Origin of the sequence: Escherichia sp. KTE172 (genome assembly GCF_000408845.1) — a bacterium.
Taxonomy (GTDB): Bacteria; Pseudomonadota; Gammaproteobacteria; order Enterobacterales; family Enterobacteriaceae; genus Escherichia; species Escherichia coli.
The window spans coordinates 1,558,480-1,577,649 of record NZ_KE137316.1; the positions used below are offsets into that span (position 1 = coordinate 1,558,480).

At 53.7% G+C, this 19,170-nt stretch carries 19 protein-coding genes; 13 read left to right on the forward strand and 6 right to left on the reverse strand.

All coding sequences use genetic code 11. The features are described 5' to 3' along the window. Window positions 1-13: 13 nt before the first annotated feature. Entirely contained in the window at window positions 14-214 is a 201-nt protein-coding gene (locus tag G434_RS16200) for a YpfN family protein (protein ID WP_000383836.1), read from the forward strand. 80 nt (window positions 215-294) lie between these two features. On the opposite strand, the gene ypfH is transcribed toward G434_RS16200, so the two are convergent. The 6 genes from ypfH to dapA form a co-directional block, all read right to left on the reverse strand. Next, the gene (gene ypfH, locus G434_RS16195) at window positions 295-993 is read right to left on the reverse strand and encodes an esterase (RefSeq protein ID WP_000679821.1); all 699 of its coding nucleotides are present in this window, start codon (window positions 991-993) and stop codon (window positions 295-297) included. A gap of 73 nt (window positions 994-1,066) precedes the next feature. Further along, window positions 1,067-3,082: a tRNA cytosine(34) acetyltransferase TmcA gene (gene tmcA, locus G434_RS16190; RefSeq protein WP_000829348.1), complete on the reverse strand. Its 2,016-nt coding sequence runs from the start codon at window positions 3,080-3,082 to the stop codon at window positions 1,067-1,069. A 14-nt stretch (window positions 3,083-3,096) separates the two neighbouring features. Beyond that, window positions 3,097-3,960, reverse strand: a complete 864-nt coding sequence (locus tag G434_RS16185; protein WP_001267503.1) for a KPN_02809 family neutral zinc metallopeptidase — start codon at window positions 3,958-3,960, stop codon at window positions 3,097-3,099. Between the two features lie 167 nt (window positions 3,961-4,127). Then, window positions 4,128-4,841 (reverse strand): phosphoribosylaminoimidazolesuccinocarboxamide synthase, encoded by a 714-nt coding sequence (gene purC, locus G434_RS16180; protein ID WP_001295467.1) that lies wholly within the window; start codon window positions 4,839-4,841, stop codon window positions 4,128-4,130. A gap of 212 nt (window positions 4,842-5,053) precedes the next feature. Continuing rightward, complete coding sequence (gene bamC / locus G434_RS16175) at window positions 5,054-6,088, reverse strand: outer membrane protein assembly factor BamC (RefSeq protein ID WP_001297320.1); 1,035 nt, start codon at window positions 6,086-6,088, stop codon at window positions 5,054-5,056. A gap of 16 nt (window positions 6,089-6,104) precedes the next feature. Next, window positions 6,105-6,983, reverse strand: coding sequence for a 4-hydroxy-tetrahydrodipicolinate synthase (gene dapA / locus G434_RS16170; RefSeq protein WP_001295469.1), 879 nt, complete (start codon window positions 6,981-6,983; stop codon window positions 6,105-6,107). A 145-nt stretch (window positions 6,984-7,128) separates the two neighbouring features. Between dapA and G434_RS16165 the strand changes: the two genes are divergently transcribed. The 12 genes from G434_RS16165 to hyfJ all read left to right on the forward strand — a co-directional run bounded on the left by G434_RS16165 (window position 7,129) and on the right by hyfJ (window position 19,141). Next, on the forward strand, window positions 7,129-7,701 hold the full coding sequence (locus G434_RS16165; protein WP_000176187.1) for a glycine cleavage system transcriptional repressor: 573 nt from the start codon (window positions 7,129-7,131) through the stop codon (window positions 7,699-7,701). Further along, a complete protein-coding gene (bcp, locus tag G434_RS16160) occupies window positions 7,701-8,171 on the forward strand; it encodes a thioredoxin-dependent thiol peroxidase (RefSeq protein ID WP_001068682.1) in 471 nt (156 codons plus the stop codon). Before G434_RS16165 ends, bcp begins: the two co-directional genes overlap by 1 nt. 252 nt (window positions 8,172-8,423) lie before the next feature. Next, the gene (gene hyfA / locus G434_RS16155; RefSeq protein ID WP_001376983.1) at window positions 8,424-9,041 is read left to right on the forward strand and encodes a hydrogenase 4 subunit HyfA; all 618 of its coding nucleotides are present in this window, start codon (window positions 8,424-8,426) and stop codon (window positions 9,039-9,041) included. Beyond that, entirely contained in the window at window positions 9,041-11,059 is a 2,019-nt protein-coding gene (gene hyfB, locus G434_RS16150) for a hydrogenase 4 subunit B (RefSeq protein ID WP_000339443.1), read from the forward strand. The genes hyfA and hyfB overlap by 1 nt, the downstream gene beginning before the upstream one ends. Window positions 11,060-11,069: 10 nt before the next feature. After that, a complete protein-coding gene (gene hyfC, locus G434_RS16145) occupies window positions 11,070-12,017 on the forward strand; it encodes a hydrogenase 4 subunit HyfC (protein WP_001309643.1) in 948 nt (315 codons plus the stop codon). Between the two features lie 16 nt (window positions 12,018-12,033). Next, the gene (hyfD, locus tag G434_RS16140; protein ID WP_000429104.1) at window positions 12,034-13,473 is read left to right on the forward strand and encodes a hydrogenase 4 subunit HyfD; all 1,440 of its coding nucleotides are present in this window, start codon (window positions 12,034-12,036) and stop codon (window positions 13,471-13,473) included. An 11-nt stretch (window positions 13,474-13,484) separates the two neighbouring features. Beyond that, a complete protein-coding gene (hyfE, locus tag G434_RS16135) occupies window positions 13,485-14,135 on the forward strand; it encodes a hydrogenase 4 membrane subunit (RefSeq protein WP_000147991.1) in 651 nt (216 codons plus the stop codon). A 4-nt stretch (window positions 14,136-14,139) separates the two neighbouring features. Continuing rightward, a complete protein-coding gene (gene hyfF, locus G434_RS16130; protein WP_000122519.1) occupies window positions 14,140-15,720 on the forward strand; it encodes a hydrogenase 4 subunit F in 1,581 nt (526 codons plus the stop codon). Next, the gene (gene hyfG, locus G434_RS16125; RefSeq protein ID WP_001102312.1) at window positions 15,710-17,425 is read left to right on the forward strand and encodes a hydrogenase 4 catalytic subunit HyfG; all 1,716 of its coding nucleotides are present in this window, start codon (window positions 15,710-15,712) and stop codon (window positions 17,423-17,425) included. Before hyfF ends, hyfG begins: the two co-directional genes overlap by 11 nt. Before the next feature lie 9 nt (window positions 17,426-17,434). Then, the gene (hyfH, locus tag G434_RS16120) at window positions 17,435-17,980 is read left to right on the forward strand and encodes a hydrogenase 4 subunit H (RefSeq protein WP_000916072.1); all 546 of its coding nucleotides are present in this window, start codon (window positions 17,435-17,437) and stop codon (window positions 17,978-17,980) included. Further along, entirely contained in the window at window positions 17,977-18,735 is a 759-nt protein-coding gene (gene hyfI / locus G434_RS16115; protein WP_000075544.1) for a hydrogenase 4 catalytic subunit HyfI, read from the forward strand. Before hyfH ends, hyfI begins: the two co-directional genes overlap by 4 nt. After that, complete coding sequence (hyfJ, locus tag G434_RS16110; protein ID WP_001309645.1) at window positions 18,728-19,141, forward strand: hydrogenase 4 assembly chaperone HyfJ; 414 nt, start codon at window positions 18,728-18,730, stop codon at window positions 19,139-19,141. Before hyfI ends, hyfJ begins: the two co-directional genes overlap by 8 nt. Window positions 19,142-19,170 lie beyond the last annotated feature (29 nt).

The window sequence follows — 19,170 nt, forward strand, 5'->3', positions numbered from 1 at the left end:
AGAGGAAATAAGCATGGACTGGCTGGCTAAATATTGGTGGATTCTGGTGATTGTCTTTTTGGTAGGCGTCCTGCTGAACGTGATTAAAGATCTCAAGCGCGTCGACCATAAGAAATTTCTCGCCAACAAGCCGGAGCTTCCCCCGCATCGTGATTTCAACGATAAGTGGGACGATGACGACGACTGGCCGAAAAAGGATCAACCGAAGAAGTGAGCTGAGTGGCCGGATAAGGCGTTCACGCCACATCCGGCCATGATGCCTGAAACAGTCTTATCAGGCCTACCCGGCTATTATTACATCATTTCAATCACATCATCATCGCCAGGCTTACCGCCACTTAGCGCTTCGTCGAAATAATGTTTCGGAATGGTATAACGCAAGTGATCCAGGGCAAATTGCATACTGCGATTGTCGATCGCATGGCCTAAATCCTCCACGATATCCAGCGTCACGTCACCACCGGCACTGATTAACGCTTCCTGCGCCGCAACCGCATGCGCCAGATCGATAACCGGATCTTCACCACCATGAATCAAGTGAATTGTCGTGGCTGTAGACGCGGTTTCCGGCAGGCTGGCATAGCGTCCGTTAAAGGCAATGACGCGCGAAGCAAGGCCCGGTTCGACTTTAATGCTCTCCAGCGCCATAATCGCGCCTTGAGAGAAACCGATGAGTGCCGTGGCGTTAGCCCCTACTCCGCTCTGTTTCTGCCAGTAGCGCACCGTTTCAATAAACGTCGGCATGATGGCATCCACACGTGCCTGGCGATTATCTTCCGTAATACCCTGCACCGAAAACCACTGACGCCCCGCCGGATTACCGCTCGGCTCCGCGCCACCGACACTCACCACCAGCGCATCAGGAAACAGCGGCGCAAACCAGCTACCTATTTCCCCCATTGCCACCGGGTTATCCCCGACACCGTGGAAAAGCAGTAACAACTGTTGTGCAGGTTTATCCGGGCTTTGAACAACAAAATGGTCATGTTTCATGGCGAACTCCTTAACTGATGTCATTAATTTTACGCCGCTGACTCACAATGACCATGGGAGAAAATTGAAGGAGTCAGTGAAAAAATTGCCATTGCGTTATGCGATCGCGCAGACGCTCAGTGCGAACATCATCAAGTGCGAATAGCGCCTGCGCGGCCTCTTCCCGCTGGCGAACCAGTAACAGCTTACGGCCTGAAAGTTTAAGTGTGGTACATAACTGCGCGTCACTGGCGTTTTTCTGTAAACGCCCACGCAGCGCCGGTAATGCCAGTTCGCTGGTTTGTAGCAGACGCAATAAGCAACCTAACGACGTTAATAGCGGACGATGAGTGAAAGCAAAACCGGCCAGTTCAAGCCAGTCGTCGTCAGAAAGGACGGCATCGTTTAGTGGATCAACAGGAAGCATTTCGCCATTCCACTGCGCGAGAGCTTGCGCATCGCGACGTAAACGGTAATGCTCACGTTCAGCCAGCTGTTTACCCGCATCACTCATCGGTAACAGCGCCATCGCCGTATAGCAACCGCTGCTGGCTTCACGATGATTACCCATTCGCACCAGCACAAAACCGCAGCGTTGCCAGAAACGCCATAACTCCTCGGTGTAACCAAAACTCACCGAAAGATAGTCGAGGTCATGCGTATATTGCAAAGCACCAACAATAAGCTGTCGCCCTGTGCCTTCCCGCTGACGAGCAGGATGAACTGCTATCCGGCTAACCCGCCGTCCGCGCAATGTCGCCGCCAGTGGATTGCTGCCGTGCGCCGCCAGCGACTGGGCCACCAGATTACCCCGCGGGCGACGAAAACCCGCCCATACCGCCTGACTGAGTTCTTGAGATAATCCGCCCTCATCCACCAGCCACAGCGCTCCGGCAATCTCGTTTTCGCCAGCCGCCTGTAAAAAATGTTGACCTGGTGCATCCATCATGCGGCGTAAATCCAGCGGCGAAGTCCGGTAGTGCGCGCCAGACAATAGCTGATATACCTTTAACGGCGTTTCTGGTTCGCTTCGCCATAACGTCTGTTCAAAAGCAGAAATGACGATGTCACCTTGTGGTTCGTGAGTGAAGTTTTCGTCGTCAAAAACCAGTGCCTCGCTGACCATTTTTTCCAGCGGGCATCCCTGCGCCCAGCGGATCGGTTGTTGCAGTTCAAAACGGTGTAAATGTGGAAAGCGAGCGCAAAATTTCAGCAAAAAACCACGTCCGGTACCTTCGTAGCCCTGCACCGTAGTGGTTAACAACGTTCGAGGAAAACGCGATACCAGTTGATGCAACAACGGCGCAGGTATGGCTGCGGCTTCATCGACCACCAGCCAGTCGGCTTGCTCATCGCTGGCTAACAAGGCATCCGGCGCAATAAAGCGAAACTTCTCGCCCGCAAATTGTGCCAGTACATCCGTTGCCGCTTTTGCGGGCGCGGTGACAATCGCACTGCCCGCAATACGAGAAATGAGTTGCCCTGCCAACGCCGATTTACCGCGCCCACGCGCAGCCGTTACCGCTGCCACGCCCGGCGGCATGGTCAGTAACTGCTGTAAGAGTTGCTGTTGTTCTGGTTGTGGTGTGCCGGTCGCGGGGTGCCAGTCAGTACGGGGAGCAAAATGCACCAACGTGAACGGCTGGTTTTGCCGCCAGAGGATGGCGTCGTTATTCGCCGTAAGTACACGTTTGAGATGCTGGACAAAATGCGGCGTCGCAATAGGGTCAGGGCAATCACTCCAGCGCAGCGAGTCGGCATCAGGTTGGTTTTCCCACTCTTCCCATACAGGGAGTAACAACACCAGCCAGCTTCCCGCTTTCAACGTTCCGCTAAGTGCTGCAAAGGCAGCGGCATCAAAGCCGTGGCGGGCGTCGAATACCGCATGCCGGAATTCGCGCCCAAGTAAAGTTTGTAGCGCCGAGGGAAAACAGTGGTTTTCAGCGACTGGCTGCGGCGAAATCCACAGCCAGTCGCCAGGTAAGGCATCACGCAACTTAAGCGCATGATCAAAACACCAACCCTCTTCCCCGCTCAACACCAGCAAGCGGCGGATCCCTTCACGTTTCATTTGCGCTGTTAATGTGTGAAGCGCAGTCAGTTCAGCCATCCCTGCCCCGGAAGTTAAATGCTTTTACCAAAAGTATTGCATTGTGCCGGATCACCGCTGTCGAAACCACGTTTAAACCAGCTGTAGCGTTGCTGAGAAGTGCCATGAGTGAAACTGTCTGGTACTACTCGCCCCTGACTTTGCTGTTGTAAACGGTCATCGCCGATGGCCTGCGCCGCGTTCAGCGCCTCTTCCAGATCGCCGGTTTCCAGAACGCCTTGCTGCTGCATACTATGCCCCCAGACACCAGCAAAACAGTCGGCCTGGAGTTCCATACGCACAGATAAGCGGTTCACTTCCGCCTGCGTCGCGTTTTGTTGCAGTTGACGAACTTTCGGCTCGATGCCTAACAGTTTCTGCACATGATGACCGACTTCATGGGCGATAACGTACCCCTGGGCAAAATCGCCATCCGCGCCAAGTTTGTCTTTCATTTCATCATAGAAGGAGAGATCGATATAAACCGTGCCATCCGCCGGGCAATAGAACGGCCCCATAATGGACTGGCCCGCCCCGCAGCCGGTGCGCGTCATTCCACGGTACATGACCAGCTTCGGTTGCTGATAGGTTTTACCCATCTTCTCGAATTGCTGTCCCCAGGTGTCTTCCGTGGTTGCCAGAATCACCGAAGTGAATTTTGCGGCTTCGTCTTCATTAGGACTAATTGACCGTGTTGATTGCTGTTGGGAAACCGGCTGTCCGGTCATCAACCCGGTTAAATCAACGCCATAGTAGCCTGCAACCAGCACGACTATCAGTAAAATCAGCCCGCCTTTACCGCTTGGCAGGCGAAAACCTGGACCGCCCATTGACGGACCACCAGAGCTGTTGCGCCTGTCTTCAACATTGTCACTTTCACGTCGCCCTTGCCAACGCATAGATACCTCAACAATATATTCATTATAGAAATGATCGTAGGTGGTTCAGAGGAAGATTACCACAGGAAAGCGGGATGAAATGGCGGAGGAATGAGCGTTCAATGCACATCTTCCGAGAGCGGTTGTCTTGCCGTGCCAGCTGCACGGCAAGATGATGAACAGAAAAATCAGTCCAGCTGTACACCCAGGCGGCGGGCGACGGCTTCATAGGCTTCGATCAGGCCACCGAGGCTCTGGCGGAAACGGTCTTTGTCCATTTTCTCCAGCGTTTCTTTGTCCCACAGGCGGCTGCCGTCCGGGGAGAACTCATCGCCCAGTACAACTTCACCTTTGTACAGGCCAAACTCCAGTTTAAAGTCGACCAAAATCAGACCAGCATCATCGAACAGTTTTTTCAGCACGTCGTTCGCTTTGTAGGTCAGCTCTTTCATACGCGCCAGGTTCTCTTTACTTACCCAGCCAAAGGTTTCGCAGTAAGATTCGTTGACCATCGGATCGTGCATGGCGTCGTTTTTCAGGAACAGATCGAACAGCGGCGGGTTCAGCTCAATACCTTCTTCGATTCCAAGTCGTTTCACCAGAGAGCCAGCAGCACGGTTACGCACGACACACTCAACCGGCACCATATCCAGCTTTTTCACCAGACATTCGGTATCGGAGAGCAGACGCTCCATTTGAGTCGGGATACCCGCTTCAGCCAGTTTGCTCATAATGAAGTAGTTGAACTTGTTGTTCACCATACCTTTGCGATCAAACTGCTCAATGCGCGCGCCATCCCCTGCTGACGTATCATTGCGGAATTCGAGCACCAACAGGTCCGGGTTTTCCGTGCTGTATACGGTTTTCGCTTTACCACGATACAACTCAGCTTGCTTTTGCATCTTTATCACTCCTGGGTGTGAATTAACGTTTTAAAATCTTTTGCTGTCTGGTGTGCCGGATGTTTTGTCAGATGCGGCAAGAACGCCTTATCCGACCTACGTCCGACAAACAAATTTAGTGCAAATTACCGCTAAAATCGCGTTTTCCTGCCGACGCACACGTTTGCGTATCATATCAGAAAAAAGGGCCGGATGACTCCAGCCCTGTATTTTTACTTGCTAAACGCAGCCTGGAAGACAGCTACCAGCGCGTCGTTCTGACTCTGAGTCAGAGTATGACCTTTCGGATCGATAAACTGTAGGCTGCTGCGGTTATCTAAATCGCCAACCTGCAGTTTATAGTCACCGGATGCCAGGCCTGGATCGCTCGCGCCCAGTTCCTGCCAGTCGCTGTCAGACAGCGGCTTGTAAGTTACGGCCATGTTGCCCTGCGAACGGGTGCTGTCGGTCACTTTCATGCCCACTTTTTCCAGCGCCGCTGGCAGACGTTGCCAAACCACATTGAACGGCCCGCGTACGACCAGCATTGGTAAACCGGTGTCATCAGCTGCACTTTGTACGTCCATAGTGGTGGAGGCACGATTTTGCGCAGCGTTCGCGGCGTCAGTGGCAGATTTATCCAGACCGGCGGAAATAACGTTCATCATCTCCGTGCTGTAACGCTGCATGGAAGCCGCGTCTGCAACCGGTTTGCCCGCCTGTTCCAGGTTCAGCAGTTTAACCGTAACCGCCTGCTGATAACCCTGCGGCTTAACAGAGATTTGATAACGACCACGATACTGCTCGTCTTCGTCCAGACGGTTCCATTGTACCCAATCGGTGGTCAGTGTCTGACCAGCATCATCACGTTGGGTGATGGTGTAGTTTTTCGCCTGCAGCACGCTAACCACCTGCGGCCACAGAGTATTGCCACGACCATTTTCCACCAGCAATGAAGCGGTATCGCCCGTGAACTGGGTACGCGCGCCAGAAACCAGTGCCAGCGGCTGGGCTGGTGGACGAATGTCCAGCGCCTTACCGACAGCACCACTACCGTTGGTCACCGGGATTGCATAATCACCGGAGGTCACCGGCAAAATCATTCCAGCCGGGGCATGAAGCTCCGCAAGCGGTGCCGCTTCCAGGTAGGCTTCATCACCACTGACCTGACGCTTATAGCGTGAGTCAGAACTACAGGCAGCGAGTAATAAAACAAGCGAAACACCCGCAACCTTTGCCAGGCGCGACTTTTGAACAGAGTAAGCCATCAAATCTCCCTAAACTTTACAGCAAACCGGCATGCTTAAGCGCCGCTCTGACCGTCTCACGACCACTGTCGGTGATTGGTGTCATTGGCAGGCGCAGCGTATCGGTCGCCACAAGACCCAGTTCCTTACATGCCCATTTCACCGGGATTGGATTGGGTTCGACAAATAGTTTGTTGTGTAATGGCATCAGACGCTGATTAATAACGCGTGCCTCGGCAAAATGCCCTTCTGCTGCCAGTTTGCACATCTGGGCCATATCACGCGCTGCGACGTTAGCCGTAACGGAAATAACCCCATGACCGCCTAATTGCATGAAGTCCAGCGCGCTCGCATCATCGCCGCTCAGCAGAACAAAATCATCTGAAACCAGCTCTTTGATCTGGTTTACACGCGTTAAGTTCCCTGTTGCCTCTTTGATTCCGATAATATTTTTTACTTTCGCCAGACGGCCCACCGTTTCCGGGAGCAGATCGCAGCCAGTACGGGACGGCACATTATACAGAATTTGCGGCAGGTCAGTATGCTCAGCGATGGCTTTGAAATGCTGATACAAACCTTCTTGCGACGGACGATTGTAGTAAGGGGTTACCGTCAGGCAGCCGACGATACCACTGTCATTGAAGCGCTGCGTCAGGCTAATGGCTTCCGCAGTAGCGTTAGCGCCGGTCCCGGCAATCACCGGAATGCGCCCGTCAGCCAGCTCCAGCGTCATCATCACCACATCAGCATGTTCGTCATGATTTAAGGTAGCGGACTCGCCAGTGGTGCCAACAGAAACGATCGCCGAAGTACCGCTGGCGACATGATAATCAATCAGTTTTTTCAAGCTAGCCCGACAGACATTACCTTTTTCATCCATCGGAGTAACAATCGCGACAATACTTCCCGTGAACATGGGCCATCCTCTGTGCAAACAAGTGTCTCAATGGTACGTTTGGTATGGCATTAAAAGCAAGCAGACAGAACCGTTCTGATTGTTGTATGCATGTTTTTTTTATGCTTTCCTTAAGAACAACTCACCCCTTAAAGGAATAACCAGTTTGACACTGTCATCGCAACATTATCTGGTGATCACTGCGTTGGGTGCCGATCGCCCTGGAATTGTGAACACCATCACCCGTCATGTCAGTAGTTGCGGCTGTAATATTGAAGACAGTCGCCTGGCGATGCTGGGAGAAGAGTTCACGTTTATCATGCTGCTTTCCGGTTCATGGAATGCCATTACTCTGATTGAATCAACGTTACCGTTGAAAGGTGCCGAGCTGGATCTTTTAATCGTGATGAAGCGCACGACGGCGCGTCCGCGTCCGCCAATGCCAGCATCTGTCTGGGTTCAGGTCGATGTGGCAGACTCCCCGCATTTAATTGAACGCTTCACAGCACTTTTCGACGCGCATCATATGAACATTGCGGAGCTGGTGTCGCGCACGCAACCTGCTGAAAATGAACGGGCTGCGCAGTTGCATATTCAGATAACCGCCCACAGCCCCGCATCTGCGGACGCAGCAAATATTGAGCAAGCGTTCAAAGCCCTATGTACAGAACTCAATGCACAAGGCAGTATTAACGTCGTCAATTATTCCCAACATGATGAACAGGATGGAGTTAAGTAATGAATCCACTGAAAGCCGGTGATATCGCACCGAAATTTAGCTTGCCGGATCAAGACGGAGAACAAGTTAATTTGACCGACTTCCAGGGACAGCGTGTTCTGGTTTATTTCTACCCGAAAGCCATGACCCCCGGCTGTACCGTACAGGCCTGCGGCTTACGCGATAACATGGATGAGTTGAAAAAAGCGGGCGTTGATGTGCTGGGTATCAGCACCGATAAACCCGAAAAACTCTCCCGTTTTGCGGAAAAAGAGCTGCTTAACTTTACGCTCCTGTCTGATGAGGACCACCAGGTGTGCGAACAATTCGGCGTCTGGGGTGAAAAGTCCTTCATGGGCAAAACCTACGATGGTATTCATCGCATCAGCTTCCTGATTGACGCTGATGGCAAAATCGAACATGTCTTTGACGATTTCAAAACCAGCAATCACCACGACGTTGTGCTGAACTGGCTGAAAGAACACGCCTGATTACTTTGCTCCATTCCGTGCTGGCTGCGCTTGCGGTCAGCACACCTCACTTCTCGTGATCAAGATCACATTCTCGCTTTCCCCTGCGACACGGGTGTCGAATTCATTTTTTGCTGAACGTTAATGACCATCATTTTTGTACCGTTCAGAATACAGTTAATTCATAACCTATTGAATATATTAAATTAATAAGACTGGCATCCTTTATGCAATATGAAATGCAATGTTTCATATCATTTTCAAGGAGCCGACATGAACCGCTTTGTGGTGGCCGAACCACTGTGGTGTACAGGATGTAATACCTGTCTCGCTGCCTGTTCGGACGTGCATAAAACGCAAGGTTTACAGCAACACCCGCGCCTGGCCCTGGCGAAGACGTCAACACTCACTGCCCCTGTCGTGTGTCATCACTGTGAGGAAGCCCCTTGCCTGCAGGTCTGCCCGGTCAATGCCATCTCCCAGAGGGATGATGCGATCCAACTCAACGAAAGCCTCTGTATTGGCTGCAAGCTTTGTGCCGTGGTCTGCCCATTTGGCGCAATCAGCGCTTCAGGAAGCCGTCCGGTGAATGCCCCTGCGCAATATGTTTTTCAGGCTGAGGGCTCACTCAAAGACGGCGAAGAAAACGCGCCGACCCAACATGCTTTGCTGCGCTGGGAACCGGGTGTCCAGACCGTCGCGGTGAAATGCGACCTGTGTGATTTCTTGCCAGAAGGTCCGGCCTGCGTTCGCGCTTGCCCGAATCAGGCGTTACGGCTGATCACCGACGATAGCCTGCAACGTCAGATGAAAGAAAAACAGCGCATTGCCGCAAGCTGGTTTGCCAATGGCGGGGAGGATCCCCTTTCCCTCACTCAGGAGCAACGCTAATGGATGCCCTGCAATTATTAACCTGGTCGCTGATCCTCTATCTGTTTGCCAGTCTGGCTTCGCTGTTTTTACTCGGTCTGGACAGACTGGCTATTAAGCTTTCCGGCATCACATCGCTGGTGGGTGGCGTGATTGGCATCATCAGCGGAATTACGCAATTACATGCAGGCGTAATTTTAGTCGCCCGTTTTGCCACGCCTTTTGACTTTGCCGATTTAACCCTGCGAATGGATAGCCTCTCGGCATTTATGGTGCTGGTTATCTCCTTGCTGGTGGTGGTTTGTTCGCTCTATTCATTGACTTATATGCGCGAATACGAGGGCAAAGGCGCGGCGGCGATGGGCTTCTTTATGAATCTTTTCATCGCATCGATGGTTGCCCTGCTGGTGATGGACAACGCTTTTTGGTTCATCGTGCTGTTTGAAATGATGTCGCTGTCTTCCTGGTTTCTGGTCATTGCCAGGCAGGATAAAACGTCAATCAACGCTGGCATGCTCTACTTTTTTATCGCCCACGCCGGATCGGTACTGATTATGATCGCCTTCTTGCTGATGGGGCGCGAAAGCGGCAGCCTCGATTTTGCCAGTTTCCGCACGCTTTCACTTTCTCCGGGGCTGGCGTCGGCGGTGTTCCTGCTGGCCTTCTTTGGTTTTGGCGCGAAAGCCGGGATGATGCCGTTGCACAGCTGGTTGCCACGCGCTCACCCTGCCGCACCATCGCACGCTTCGGCGTTGATGTCTGGCGTAATGGTCAAAATCGGTATTTTCGGCATCCTGAAAGTAGCGATGGACCTGCTGGCGCAAACGGGTTTGCCGCTGTGGTGGGGCATTCTGGTGATGGCGATCGGCGCAATCTCCGCGCTCCTGGGCGTGCTGTATGCGCTGGCGGAACAGGATATCAAACGGCTGCTGGCCTGGAGTACCGTCGAAAACGTCGGCATTATTTTGCTGGCGGTCGGTGTGGCGATGGTCGGTCTGTCACTGCACGACCCGCTGCTCACCGTTGTTGGACTGCTCGGCGCGCTGTTTCATCTGCTCAACCATGCGCTGTTCAAAGGGCTGCTGTTTCTCGGCGCGGGTGCGATTATTTCGCGTTTGCATACCCACGACATGGAAAAAATGGGGGCACTGGCGAAACGTATGCCGTGGACAGCCGCAGCATGCCTGATTGGTTGCCTCGCGATATCTGCTATTCCTCCGCTGAATGGTTTTATCAGCGAATGGTACACCTGGCAGTCGCTGTTCTCACTAAGTCGTGTGGAAGCCGTAGCGCTACAACTTGCGGGTCCTATTGCTATGGTGATGCTGGCAGTCACTGGTGGGCTGGCAGTAATGTGCTTCGTCAAAATGTACGGTATTACTTTCTGTGGAGCGCCGCGCAGTACACACGCTGAAGAGGCACAGGAAGTGCCGAATACGATGATCGTCGCCATGCTACTGCTCGCGGCACTCTGCGTATTCATTGCGCTTAGTGCCAGTTGGCTGGCACCGAAGATAATGCACATTGCCCATGCGTTTACCAATACCCCTCCCGTCACTGTCGCCAGCGGAATAGCACTTGTACCAGGCACGTTTCATACACGGGTCACTCCCTCATTACTGTTGCTGTTACTACTGGCGATGCCTTTGCTGCCTGGCCTTTACTGGCTGTGGTGTCGTTCGCGCCGCGCAGCGTTTCGTCGCACAGGAGATGCCTGGGCATGCGGCTACGGCTGGGAAAATGCGATGGCCCCGTCAGGCAATGGCGTGATGCAGCCGCTGCGTGTGGTCTTTTGTGCGCTATTTCGTCTACGACAACAGCTCGACCCTACGCTGAGGCTAAATAAAGGTCTTGCGCACGTCACCGCCAGGGCTCAGAGCACAGAACCCTTCTGGGATGAGCGGGTGATCCGCCCCATCGTGAGCGCCACCCAACGGCTGGCCAAAGAAGTACAGCATCTGCAAAGCGGCGACTTTCGTCTCTATTGCCTGTATGTGGTCGCCGCACTGGTTGTGCTGCTAATCGCTATTGCCGTCTAAGGAAATCACCATGAGACAAACTCTTTGCGACGGATATCTGGTCATTTTTGCGTTAGCACAGGCCGTGATTCTGCTGGTGCTAACCCCGCTTTTTACGGGGATTTCCCGGCAGATACGCGCGCGTATGCACTCCCGTCGCGGACCGGGGATCTGGCAGGATTATCGCGATATCCACAAACTGTTTAAACGCCAGGAAGTTGCGCCGACATCTTCAGGTCTGATGTTCCGCCTGATGCCGTGGGTATTAATCAGCAGCATGCTGGTGCTGGCGATGGCCCTACCACTATTTATTACTGTTTCCCCTTTTGCGGGCGGCGGCGATCTGATCACCCTTATCTATCTTCTTGCCCTGTTTCGTTTTTTCTTTGCTCTTTCCGGGCTGGATACCGGAAGCCCCTTTGCGGGAGTCGGTGCCAGTCGCGAGTTGACGCTCGGCATTCTGGTCGAACCCATGCTCATTCTCTCACTGCTGGTATTGGCGCTGATAGCGGATTCCACGCATATCGAGATGATCAGCAATACGCTGGCGACGGGCTGGAACTCGCCGCTAACCACCGTACTGGCGTTACTGGCCTGTGGTTTTGCCTGCTTCATTGAGATGGGAAAAATTCCCTTTGATGTTGCTGAAGCAGAACAGGAATTACAGGAAGGCCCGCTGACCGAATATTCCGGTGCCGGGCTGGCGCTGGCGAAATGGGGGCTGGGGCTGAAACAGGTCGTGATGGCATCACTGTTTGTGGCCCTGTTTCTGCCCTTTGGGCGCGCGCAAGAGCTTTCTCTCACCTGCCTGCTGACTTCACTTGTCGTTACGCTGCTCAAGGTTTTGCTGATTTTTGTACTGGCCTCAATCGCAGAAAACACGCTGGCACGCGGGCGTTTTTTACTCATTCACCATGTGACCTGGCTTGGCTTCAGCCTTGCTGCGCTTGCCTGGGTCTTCTGGTTAACCGGTCTGTAAGGAGCACTGACGGAATATGGAAAATCTTGCTCTGACGACGTTATTGCTGCCTTTTATCGGCGCACTGGTCGTTTCGTTTTCGCCACAACGTCGGGCCGCCGAATGGGGAGTTTTGTTCGCCGCGCTGACCACGCTGTGCATGTTGTCACTGATCTCCGCGTTTTATCAGGCCGATAAAGTTGCCGTCACGTTGACGTTGGTCAACGTGGGGGATGTGGCGTTGTTTGGCCTGGTCATTGATCGCGTGAGTACGCTGATTCTGTTTGTGGTGGTGTTTCTCGGTTTGCTGGTCACGATCTACTCCACGGGTTATCTGACGGATAAAAATCGCGAACACCCGCATAACGGCACGAATCGTTATTACGCATTTTTGCTGGTGTTTATCGGCGCGATGGCGGGACTGGTACTCTCCTCGACGCTGCTCGGTCAGTTGTTGTTTTTTGAAATTACGGGCGGCTGCTCCTGGGCGTTGATCAGTTATTACCAGAGCGATAAAGCGCAGCGTTCAGCACTAAAAGCGTTGCTTATCACTCATATCGGTTCGCTGGGGTTGTATCTTGCCGCCGCCACGCTGTTTTTGCAGACCGGAACGTTTGCGCTCAGCGCGATGAGCGAGTTACACGGCGACGCACGCTATCTGGTTTATGGTGGCATCCTGTTTGCCGCGTGGGGGAAATCGGCCCAGCTACCGATGCAAGCGTGGCTACCGGATGCAATGGAAGCGCCAACACCGATCAGCGCCTATCTCCACGCCGCATCGATGGTGAAAGTGGGCGTTTACATTTTTGCCCGTGCCATTATCGACGGCGGCAATATCCCGCATGTGATTGGCGGCGTTGGCATGGTTATGGCACTGGTCACCATTCTTTATGGCTTCCTGATGTATTTGCCACAGCAGGATATGAAGCGGTTGCTGGCCTGGTCGACCATCACTCAACTTGGCTGGATGTTTTTCGGCTTGTCGCTCTCCATCTTCGGTTCGCGGCTGGCGCTGGAGGGCAGCATCGCCTACATCGTCAACCACGCGTTCGCTAAAAGCCTGTTTTTCCTTGTAGCAGGTGCGCTGAGTTACAGCTGCGGCACGCGCTTGTTGCCGCGTCTGCGTGGCGTATTGCACACCCTGCCGTTGCCTGGCGTGGGTTTCTGCGTGGCAGCGCTGGCAATTACCGGCGTGCCGCCGTTCAACGGCTTCTTCAGTAAATTCCCGCTGTTTGCCGCCGGTTTTGCGTTGTCAGTGGAGTACTGGATCCTGCTGCCCGCCATGATTCTGCTGATGATTGAATCGGTCGCCAGTTTCGCCTGGTTTATTCGCTGGTTTGGTCGCGTCGTGCCTGGCAAACCGAGCGAGGCCGTCGCCGATGCCGCACCGCTGCCAGGATCAATGCGCCTGGTGTTGATTGTACTGATTGTGATGTCGCTGATTTCCAGCGTAATCGCCGCGACCTGGTTGCAGTAAGGAGATGATGAATGACCGGTTCTATGATCGTAAATAATCTGGCGGGACTGATGATGCTGACATCGCTGTTTGTGATTAGCGTCAAAAGCTATCGCCTGTCATGCGGATTTTACGCCTGCCAGTCGCTGGTGCTGGTGTCTATTTTCGCCACTCTCTCGTGCCTGTTCGCCGCAGAGCAACTGCTGATCTGGTCCGCCAGCGCCTTTATCACCAAAGTGCTGCTGGTACCGTTAATCATGACTTACGCTGCACGAAATATTCCCCAGAACATCCCGGAAAAAGCGTTATTCGGTCCGGCAATGATGACACTGCTCGCGGCGTTAATTGTCCTGCTTTGCGCATTTGTCGTTCAGCCCGTGAAGCTACCGATGGCTACCGGGCTGAAACCGGCGCTGGCGGTGGCGTTAGGTCATTTTCTGCTTGGCCTGCTGTGCATTGTCAGCCAGCGCAATATCCTGCGGCAAATTTTTGGTTACTGCCTGATGGAAAACGGCTCCCATCTGGTACTGGCGCTTCTTGCCTGGCGTGCACCGGAACTGGTGGAAATTGGTATCGCTACCGACGCCATCTTCGCCGTCATTGTGATGGTGTTACTGGCAAGAAAAATATGGCGTACCCACGGCACGCTGGACGTGAACAACTTGACCGCGCTGAAGGGATAATGAGATGAGTTATTCTGTGATGTTCGCTTTACTCCTGCTCACGCCGCTGCTTTTTTCGCTGCTCTGTTTTGCCTGCCGGAAACGGGGGCACTCTGCGACTCGCACGGTGACAGTACTACATGGCTTAGGGATCACACTGCTGCTGATTCTGGCACTGTGGGTGGTCCAAACTGCCGCTGATGCGGGAGAAATATTCGCTGCGGGACTGTGGCTTCACATTGATGGTCTGGGCGGTTTGTTCCTCGCCATTCTTGGTGTGATTGGCTTTCTCACCGGTGTTTACTCGATTGGCTACATGCGTCATGAAGTGGCACACGGCGAGCTTTCACCCGTTACGCTGTGCGATTACTACGGTTTCTTCCATCTGTTTTTGTTCACCATGCTGCTGGTTGTTACCAGCAATAACCTGATTGTGATGTGGGCGGCAATCGAAGCCACCACCTTAAGCTCGGCGTTTCTGGTAGGCATTTACGGTCAGCGTTCATCGCTGGAAGCTGCATGGAAGTACATCATTATTTGTACTGTTGGTGTCGCTTTTGGTCTGTTCGGTACCGTGCTGGTATACGCCAACGCCGCCAGCGTTATGCCGCAGGCAGAAATGGCGATATTCTGGAGCGAGGTTCTTAAGCAATCGTCCTTGCTTGACCCAACATTAATGCTGTTGGCCTTTGTGTTTGTGCTAATTGGCTTTGGCACCAAAACCGGGCTTTTTCCCATGCACGCCTGGCTGCCGGATGCTCACAGTGAAGCGCCGAGTCCGGTCAGCGCCCTGCTCTCCGCCGTATTGCTGAACTGCGCGCTGTTGGTGCTTATTCGCTATTACATCATTATTTGCCAGGCCATCGGCAGCGATTTCCCCAACCGGTTGTTGCTCATCTTCGGCATGTTGTCGGTTGCCGTGGCGGCATTTTTCATTCTGGTACAGCGGGACATTAAGCGTCTGCTGGCGTACTCCAGCGTGGAGAACATGGGACTGGTCGCGGTGGCGTTAGGCATTGGCGGGCCGCTGGGAATTTTTGCCGCGCTGCTGCACACCTTAAACCACAGTCTGGCAAAAACGCTGTTGTTCTGCGGTTCCGGCAATGTACTGCTCAAGTACGGCACGCGCGATCTCAACGTCGTCTGTGGGATGCTCAAAATCATGCCATTTACCGCCGTGTTGTTTGGCGGCGGTGCGCTGGCGCTGGCCGGGATGCCGCCCTTCAACATTTTTCTTAGCGAATTTATGACCGTTACCGCCGGACTGGCACGTAATCACCTGCTGATTATCGTCCTGCTGTTATTGCTGTTAACGCTGGTGCTGGCGGGCCTGGTACGGATGGCTGCGCGGGTGTTAATGGCGAAACCGCCGCAGGCCGTTAACCGGGGTGAACTTGGCTGGTTGACCACCTCGCCAATGGTGATTCTGCTGGTCATGATGCTGGCGATGGGAACGCATATTCCACAACCTGTCATCAGGATCCTGGCAGGCGCTTCCACTATAGTCCTCTCAGGGACGCACGACCTGCCTGCACAACGTAGCACCTGGCATGATTTTTTGCCTTCAGGCACCGCATCTGTTTCGGAGAAACACAGTGAACGTTAATTCATCGTCAAATCGTGGCGAAGCGATTCTCGCCGCCCTGAAAACGCAGTTCCCCGGCGCGGTGCTGGATGAAGAGCGACAAACGCCTGAACAGGTCACCATTACGGTGAAAATCAATCTGCTGCCTGACGTTGTGCATTATCTTTATTATCAACATGATGGCTGGCTTCCAGTCCTGTTTGGCAACGACGAGCGGACACTTAACGGTCATTACGCGGTTTATTATGCCCTTTCTATGGAAGGGGCCGAAAAATGCTGGATCGTGGTGAAGGCACTGGTCGATGCCGACAGTCGGGAGTTTCCGTCAGTCACACCGCGCGTCCCTGCCGCGGTCTGGGGCGAGCGAGAAATTCGCGATATGTACGGGCTGATTCCGGTTGGCCTGCCGGATCAGCGTCGGCTGGTGTTGCCCGATGACTGGCCGGAAGATATGCATCCGCTGCGCAAAGACGCGATGGATTATCGACTGCGCCCAGAACCGACGACTGATACCGAAACGTATCCGTTTATCAACGAGGGCAACAGCGATGCGCGGGTGATCCCTGTCGGCCCGCTGCATATCACCTCCGATGAACCAGGTCACTTCCGCTTGTTTGTGGATGGCGAGCAAATTGTCGATGCTGATTACCGCCTGTTTTATGTCCATCGCGGCATGGAGAAACTGGCAGAAACGCGGATGGGCTACAACGAAGTGACCTTCTTATCCGACCGCGTGTGTGGGATTTGCGGTTTTGCCCACAGTGTGGCCTATACCAACTCGGTTGAAAATGCACTTGGGATTGAGGTGCCGCAACGAGCGCATACTATTCGCTCGATTCTGCTGGAAGTCGAACGGCTACACAGTCATTTGCTCAACCTTGGTCTCTCCTGCCATTTTGTTGGTTTTGATACCGGCTTTATGCAATTTTTCCGCGTGCGGGAAAAGTCGATGACAATGGCGGAATTGCTGACCGGGTCGCGTAAAACCTACGGTCTGAATCTGATTGGTGGTGTTCGCCGCGATATTCTCAAAGAGCAACGTCTGCAAACGCTGAAACTGGTGCGCGAGATGCGAGCCGACGTGTCGGAGCTGGTAGAGATGCTGCTTGCCACGCCGAATATGGAACAACGCACTCAGGGCATTGGCATTCTCGACCGACAAATCGCCCGTGATTATAGCCCCGTAGGGCCGCTGATCCGCGGCAGTGGTTTTGCCCGTGATTTGCGCTTTGATCACCCCTACGCCGACTACGGCAATATTCCCAAAACGCTGTTTACCTTTACCGGCGGCGATGTCTTCTCCCGCGTGATGGTCCGTGTAAAAGAGACGTTTGATTCGCTGGCAATGCTGGAATTTGCCCTCGACAACATGCCAGATACCCCACTGCTGACCGAAGGCTTTAGCTATAAACCTCACGCATTCGCGCTGGGCTTTGTTGAAGCGCCACGTGGTGAAGACGTGCACTGGAGCATGCTCGGTGATAACCAAAAATTGTTCCGCTGGCGCTGTCGTGCCGCCACCTACGCCAACTGGCCAGTGCTACGTTACATGCTGCGCGGCAATACCGTTTCTGACGCACCGCTGATTATCGGTAGCCTTGATCCCTGCTACTCCTGTACCGACCGTGTGACGCTGGTTGATGTGCGCAAGCGCCAGTCAAAAACCGTGCCGTATAAAGAGATCGAACGCTACGGCATTGATCGTAACCGTTCGCCGCTGAAGTAAGGACAGAAGATGCTGAAGTTACTGAAAACTATTATGCGCGCCGGAACCGCGACGGTGAAATATCCCTTCGCGCCACTGGAGGTCAGCCCAGGCTTTCGCGGGAAACCGGACCTGATGCCCAGCCAATGTATTGCCTGCGGTGCCTGCGCCTGTGCTTGTCCGGCAAATGCGCTGACTATCCAGACCGACGACCAGCAAAATACGCGCACCTGGCAGCTCTATCTGGGGCGTTGTATTTACTGCGGACGTTGTGAAGAAGTGTGCCCGACCAGAGCCATTCAGCTTACCAATAACTTTGAACTGACCGTCACCAATAAAGCCGATCTCTATACCCGCGCGACGTTCCATCTACAACGTTGCAGCCGTTGCGAACGCCCGTTTGCCCCGCAAAAAACCGTCGCACTGGCTGCAGAACTGTTGGCACAGCAACAAAATGCACCACAAAACCGCGAAATGTTACGGGCGCAAGCGAGCGTCTGCCCGGAATGCAAACAGCGCGCGACGCTGATCAACGACGACACAGATGAACCGCTGGTGGCTAAGGAGCAGCTATGAGTCCAGTGCTTACGCAACATGTCAGCCAGCCCATCACGCTGGACGAGCAAACGCAAAAGATGAAGCAGCATTTGCTACAGGATATCCGTCGCTCGGCTTACGTTTATCGCGTCGATTGCGGCGGCTGCAACGCCTGTGAAATCGAAATTTTTGCTGCCATCACACCCGTATTCGACGCAGAACGTTTTGGCATTAAGGTTGTTTCATCACCGCGTCACGCCGATATTTTGTTATTTACTGGCGCAGTCACCCGGGCGATGCGTATGCCTGCACTTCGGGCGTATGAGTCTGCCCCCGATCATAAAATTTGTGTTTCCTACGGCGCGTGCGGTGTCGGCGGCGGTATTTTCCACGATCTTTACAGCGTCTGGGGCGGCAGCGACACCATTGTCCCCATTGATGTTTGGATCCCCGGCTGCCCGCCAACACCGGCCGCCACCATTCACGGTTTCGCCGTGGCGCTCGGTTTGCTGCAACAGAAGATTCACGCGGTGGATTATCGCGATCCCACCGGGGAGACCATGCAACCGCTGTGGCCGCAGATCCCGCCATCACAGCGTATCGCCATTGAGCGAGAAGCGAGGCGGCTGGCGGGCTATCGTCAGGGGCGAGAAATTTGCGATCGGCTCCTGCGCCATTTAAGCGACGATCCTACAGGAAATCGGGTTAACACCTGGTTGCGCGATGCCGACGATCCGCGTCTCAATAGTATCGTTCAGCAACTCTTTCGCGTACTCCGGGGGTTACATGACTGAAGAGTGCAGGGAAATTGTTTTCTGGACGCTGCGAAAAAAGTTTGTCGCCAGTAGCGACGAGATGCCGGAACACAGCTCCCAGGTAATGTATTACTCGCTAGCTATCGGCCATCACGTTGGCGTGATTGATTGTCTGAATGTCGCCTTCCGCTGCCCACTGACGGAATACGAAGATTGGCTTGCACTGGTCGAAGAGGAGCAAGCCCGACGTAAGATGCTGGGGGTGATGACCTTTGGTGAGATTGTTATTGACGCCAGCCACACCACCCTGTTGACCCGGGCATTCGCGCCACTGGCAGATGACGCGACGTCTGTGTGGCAGGCGCGTAGCATTCAATTCATTCATCTGTTGGATGAAATTGTGCAGGAACCGGCCATCTATCTGATGGCCAGAAAAATTGCGTGAGAAGGATTTCTCATTAATAAGGACTGTTG

Bases quoted from the DNA above. Each gene is read 5' to 3' on its own strand.
- G434_RS16200 (WP_000383836.1), top strand. From the start codon at position 14: ATGGACTGGCTGGCTAAATATTGGTGGATTCTGGTGATTGTCTTTTTG.
- ypfH (WP_000679821.1), bottom strand. From the start codon at position 993: ATGAAACATGACCATTTTGTTGTTCAAAGCCCGGATAAACCTGCACAA.
- tmcA (WP_000829348.1), bottom strand. From the start codon at position 3,082: ATGGCTGAACTGACTGCGCTTCACACATTAACAGCGCAAATGAAACGT.
- G434_RS16185 (WP_001267503.1), bottom strand. From the start codon at position 3,960: ATGCGTTGGCAAGGGCGACGTGAAAGTGACAATGTTGAAGACAGGCGC.
- purC (WP_001295467.1), bottom strand. From the start codon at position 4,841: ATGCAAAAGCAAGCTGAGTTGTATCGTGGTAAAGCGAAAACCGTATAC.
- bamC (WP_001297320.1), bottom strand. From the start codon at position 6,088: ATGGCTTACTCTGTTCAAAAGTCGCGCCTGGCAAAGGTTGCGGGTGTT.
- dapA (WP_001295469.1), bottom strand. From the start codon at position 6,983: ATGTTCACGGGAAGTATTGTCGCGATTGTTACTCCGATGGATGAAAAA.
- bcp (WP_001068682.1), top strand. From the start codon at position 7,701: ATGAATCCACTGAAAGCCGGTGATATCGCACCGAAATTTAGCTTGCCG.
- hyfA (WP_001376983.1), top strand. From the start codon at position 8,424: ATGAACCGCTTTGTGGTGGCCGAACCACTGTGGTGTACAGGATGTAAT.
- hyfB (WP_000339443.1), top strand. From the start codon at position 9,041: ATGGATGCCCTGCAATTATTAACCTGGTCGCTGATCCTCTATCTGTTT.
- hyfC (WP_001309643.1), top strand. From the start codon at position 11,070: ATGAGACAAACTCTTTGCGACGGATATCTGGTCATTTTTGCGTTAGCA.
- hyfD (WP_000429104.1), top strand. From the start codon at position 12,034: ATGGAAAATCTTGCTCTGACGACGTTATTGCTGCCTTTTATCGGCGCA.
- hyfE (WP_000147991.1), top strand. From the start codon at position 13,485: ATGACCGGTTCTATGATCGTAAATAATCTGGCGGGACTGATGATGCTG.
- hyfF (WP_000122519.1), top strand. From the start codon at position 14,140: ATGAGTTATTCTGTGATGTTCGCTTTACTCCTGCTCACGCCGCTGCTT.
- hyfH (WP_000916072.1), top strand. From the start codon at position 17,435: ATGCTGAAGTTACTGAAAACTATTATGCGCGCCGGAACCGCGACGGTG.
- hyfI (WP_000075544.1), top strand. From the start codon at position 17,977: ATGAGTCCAGTGCTTACGCAACATGTCAGCCAGCCCATCACGCTGGAC.
- hyfJ (WP_001309645.1), top strand. From the start codon at position 18,728: ATGACTGAAGAGTGCAGGGAAATTGTTTTCTGGACGCTGCGAAAAAAG.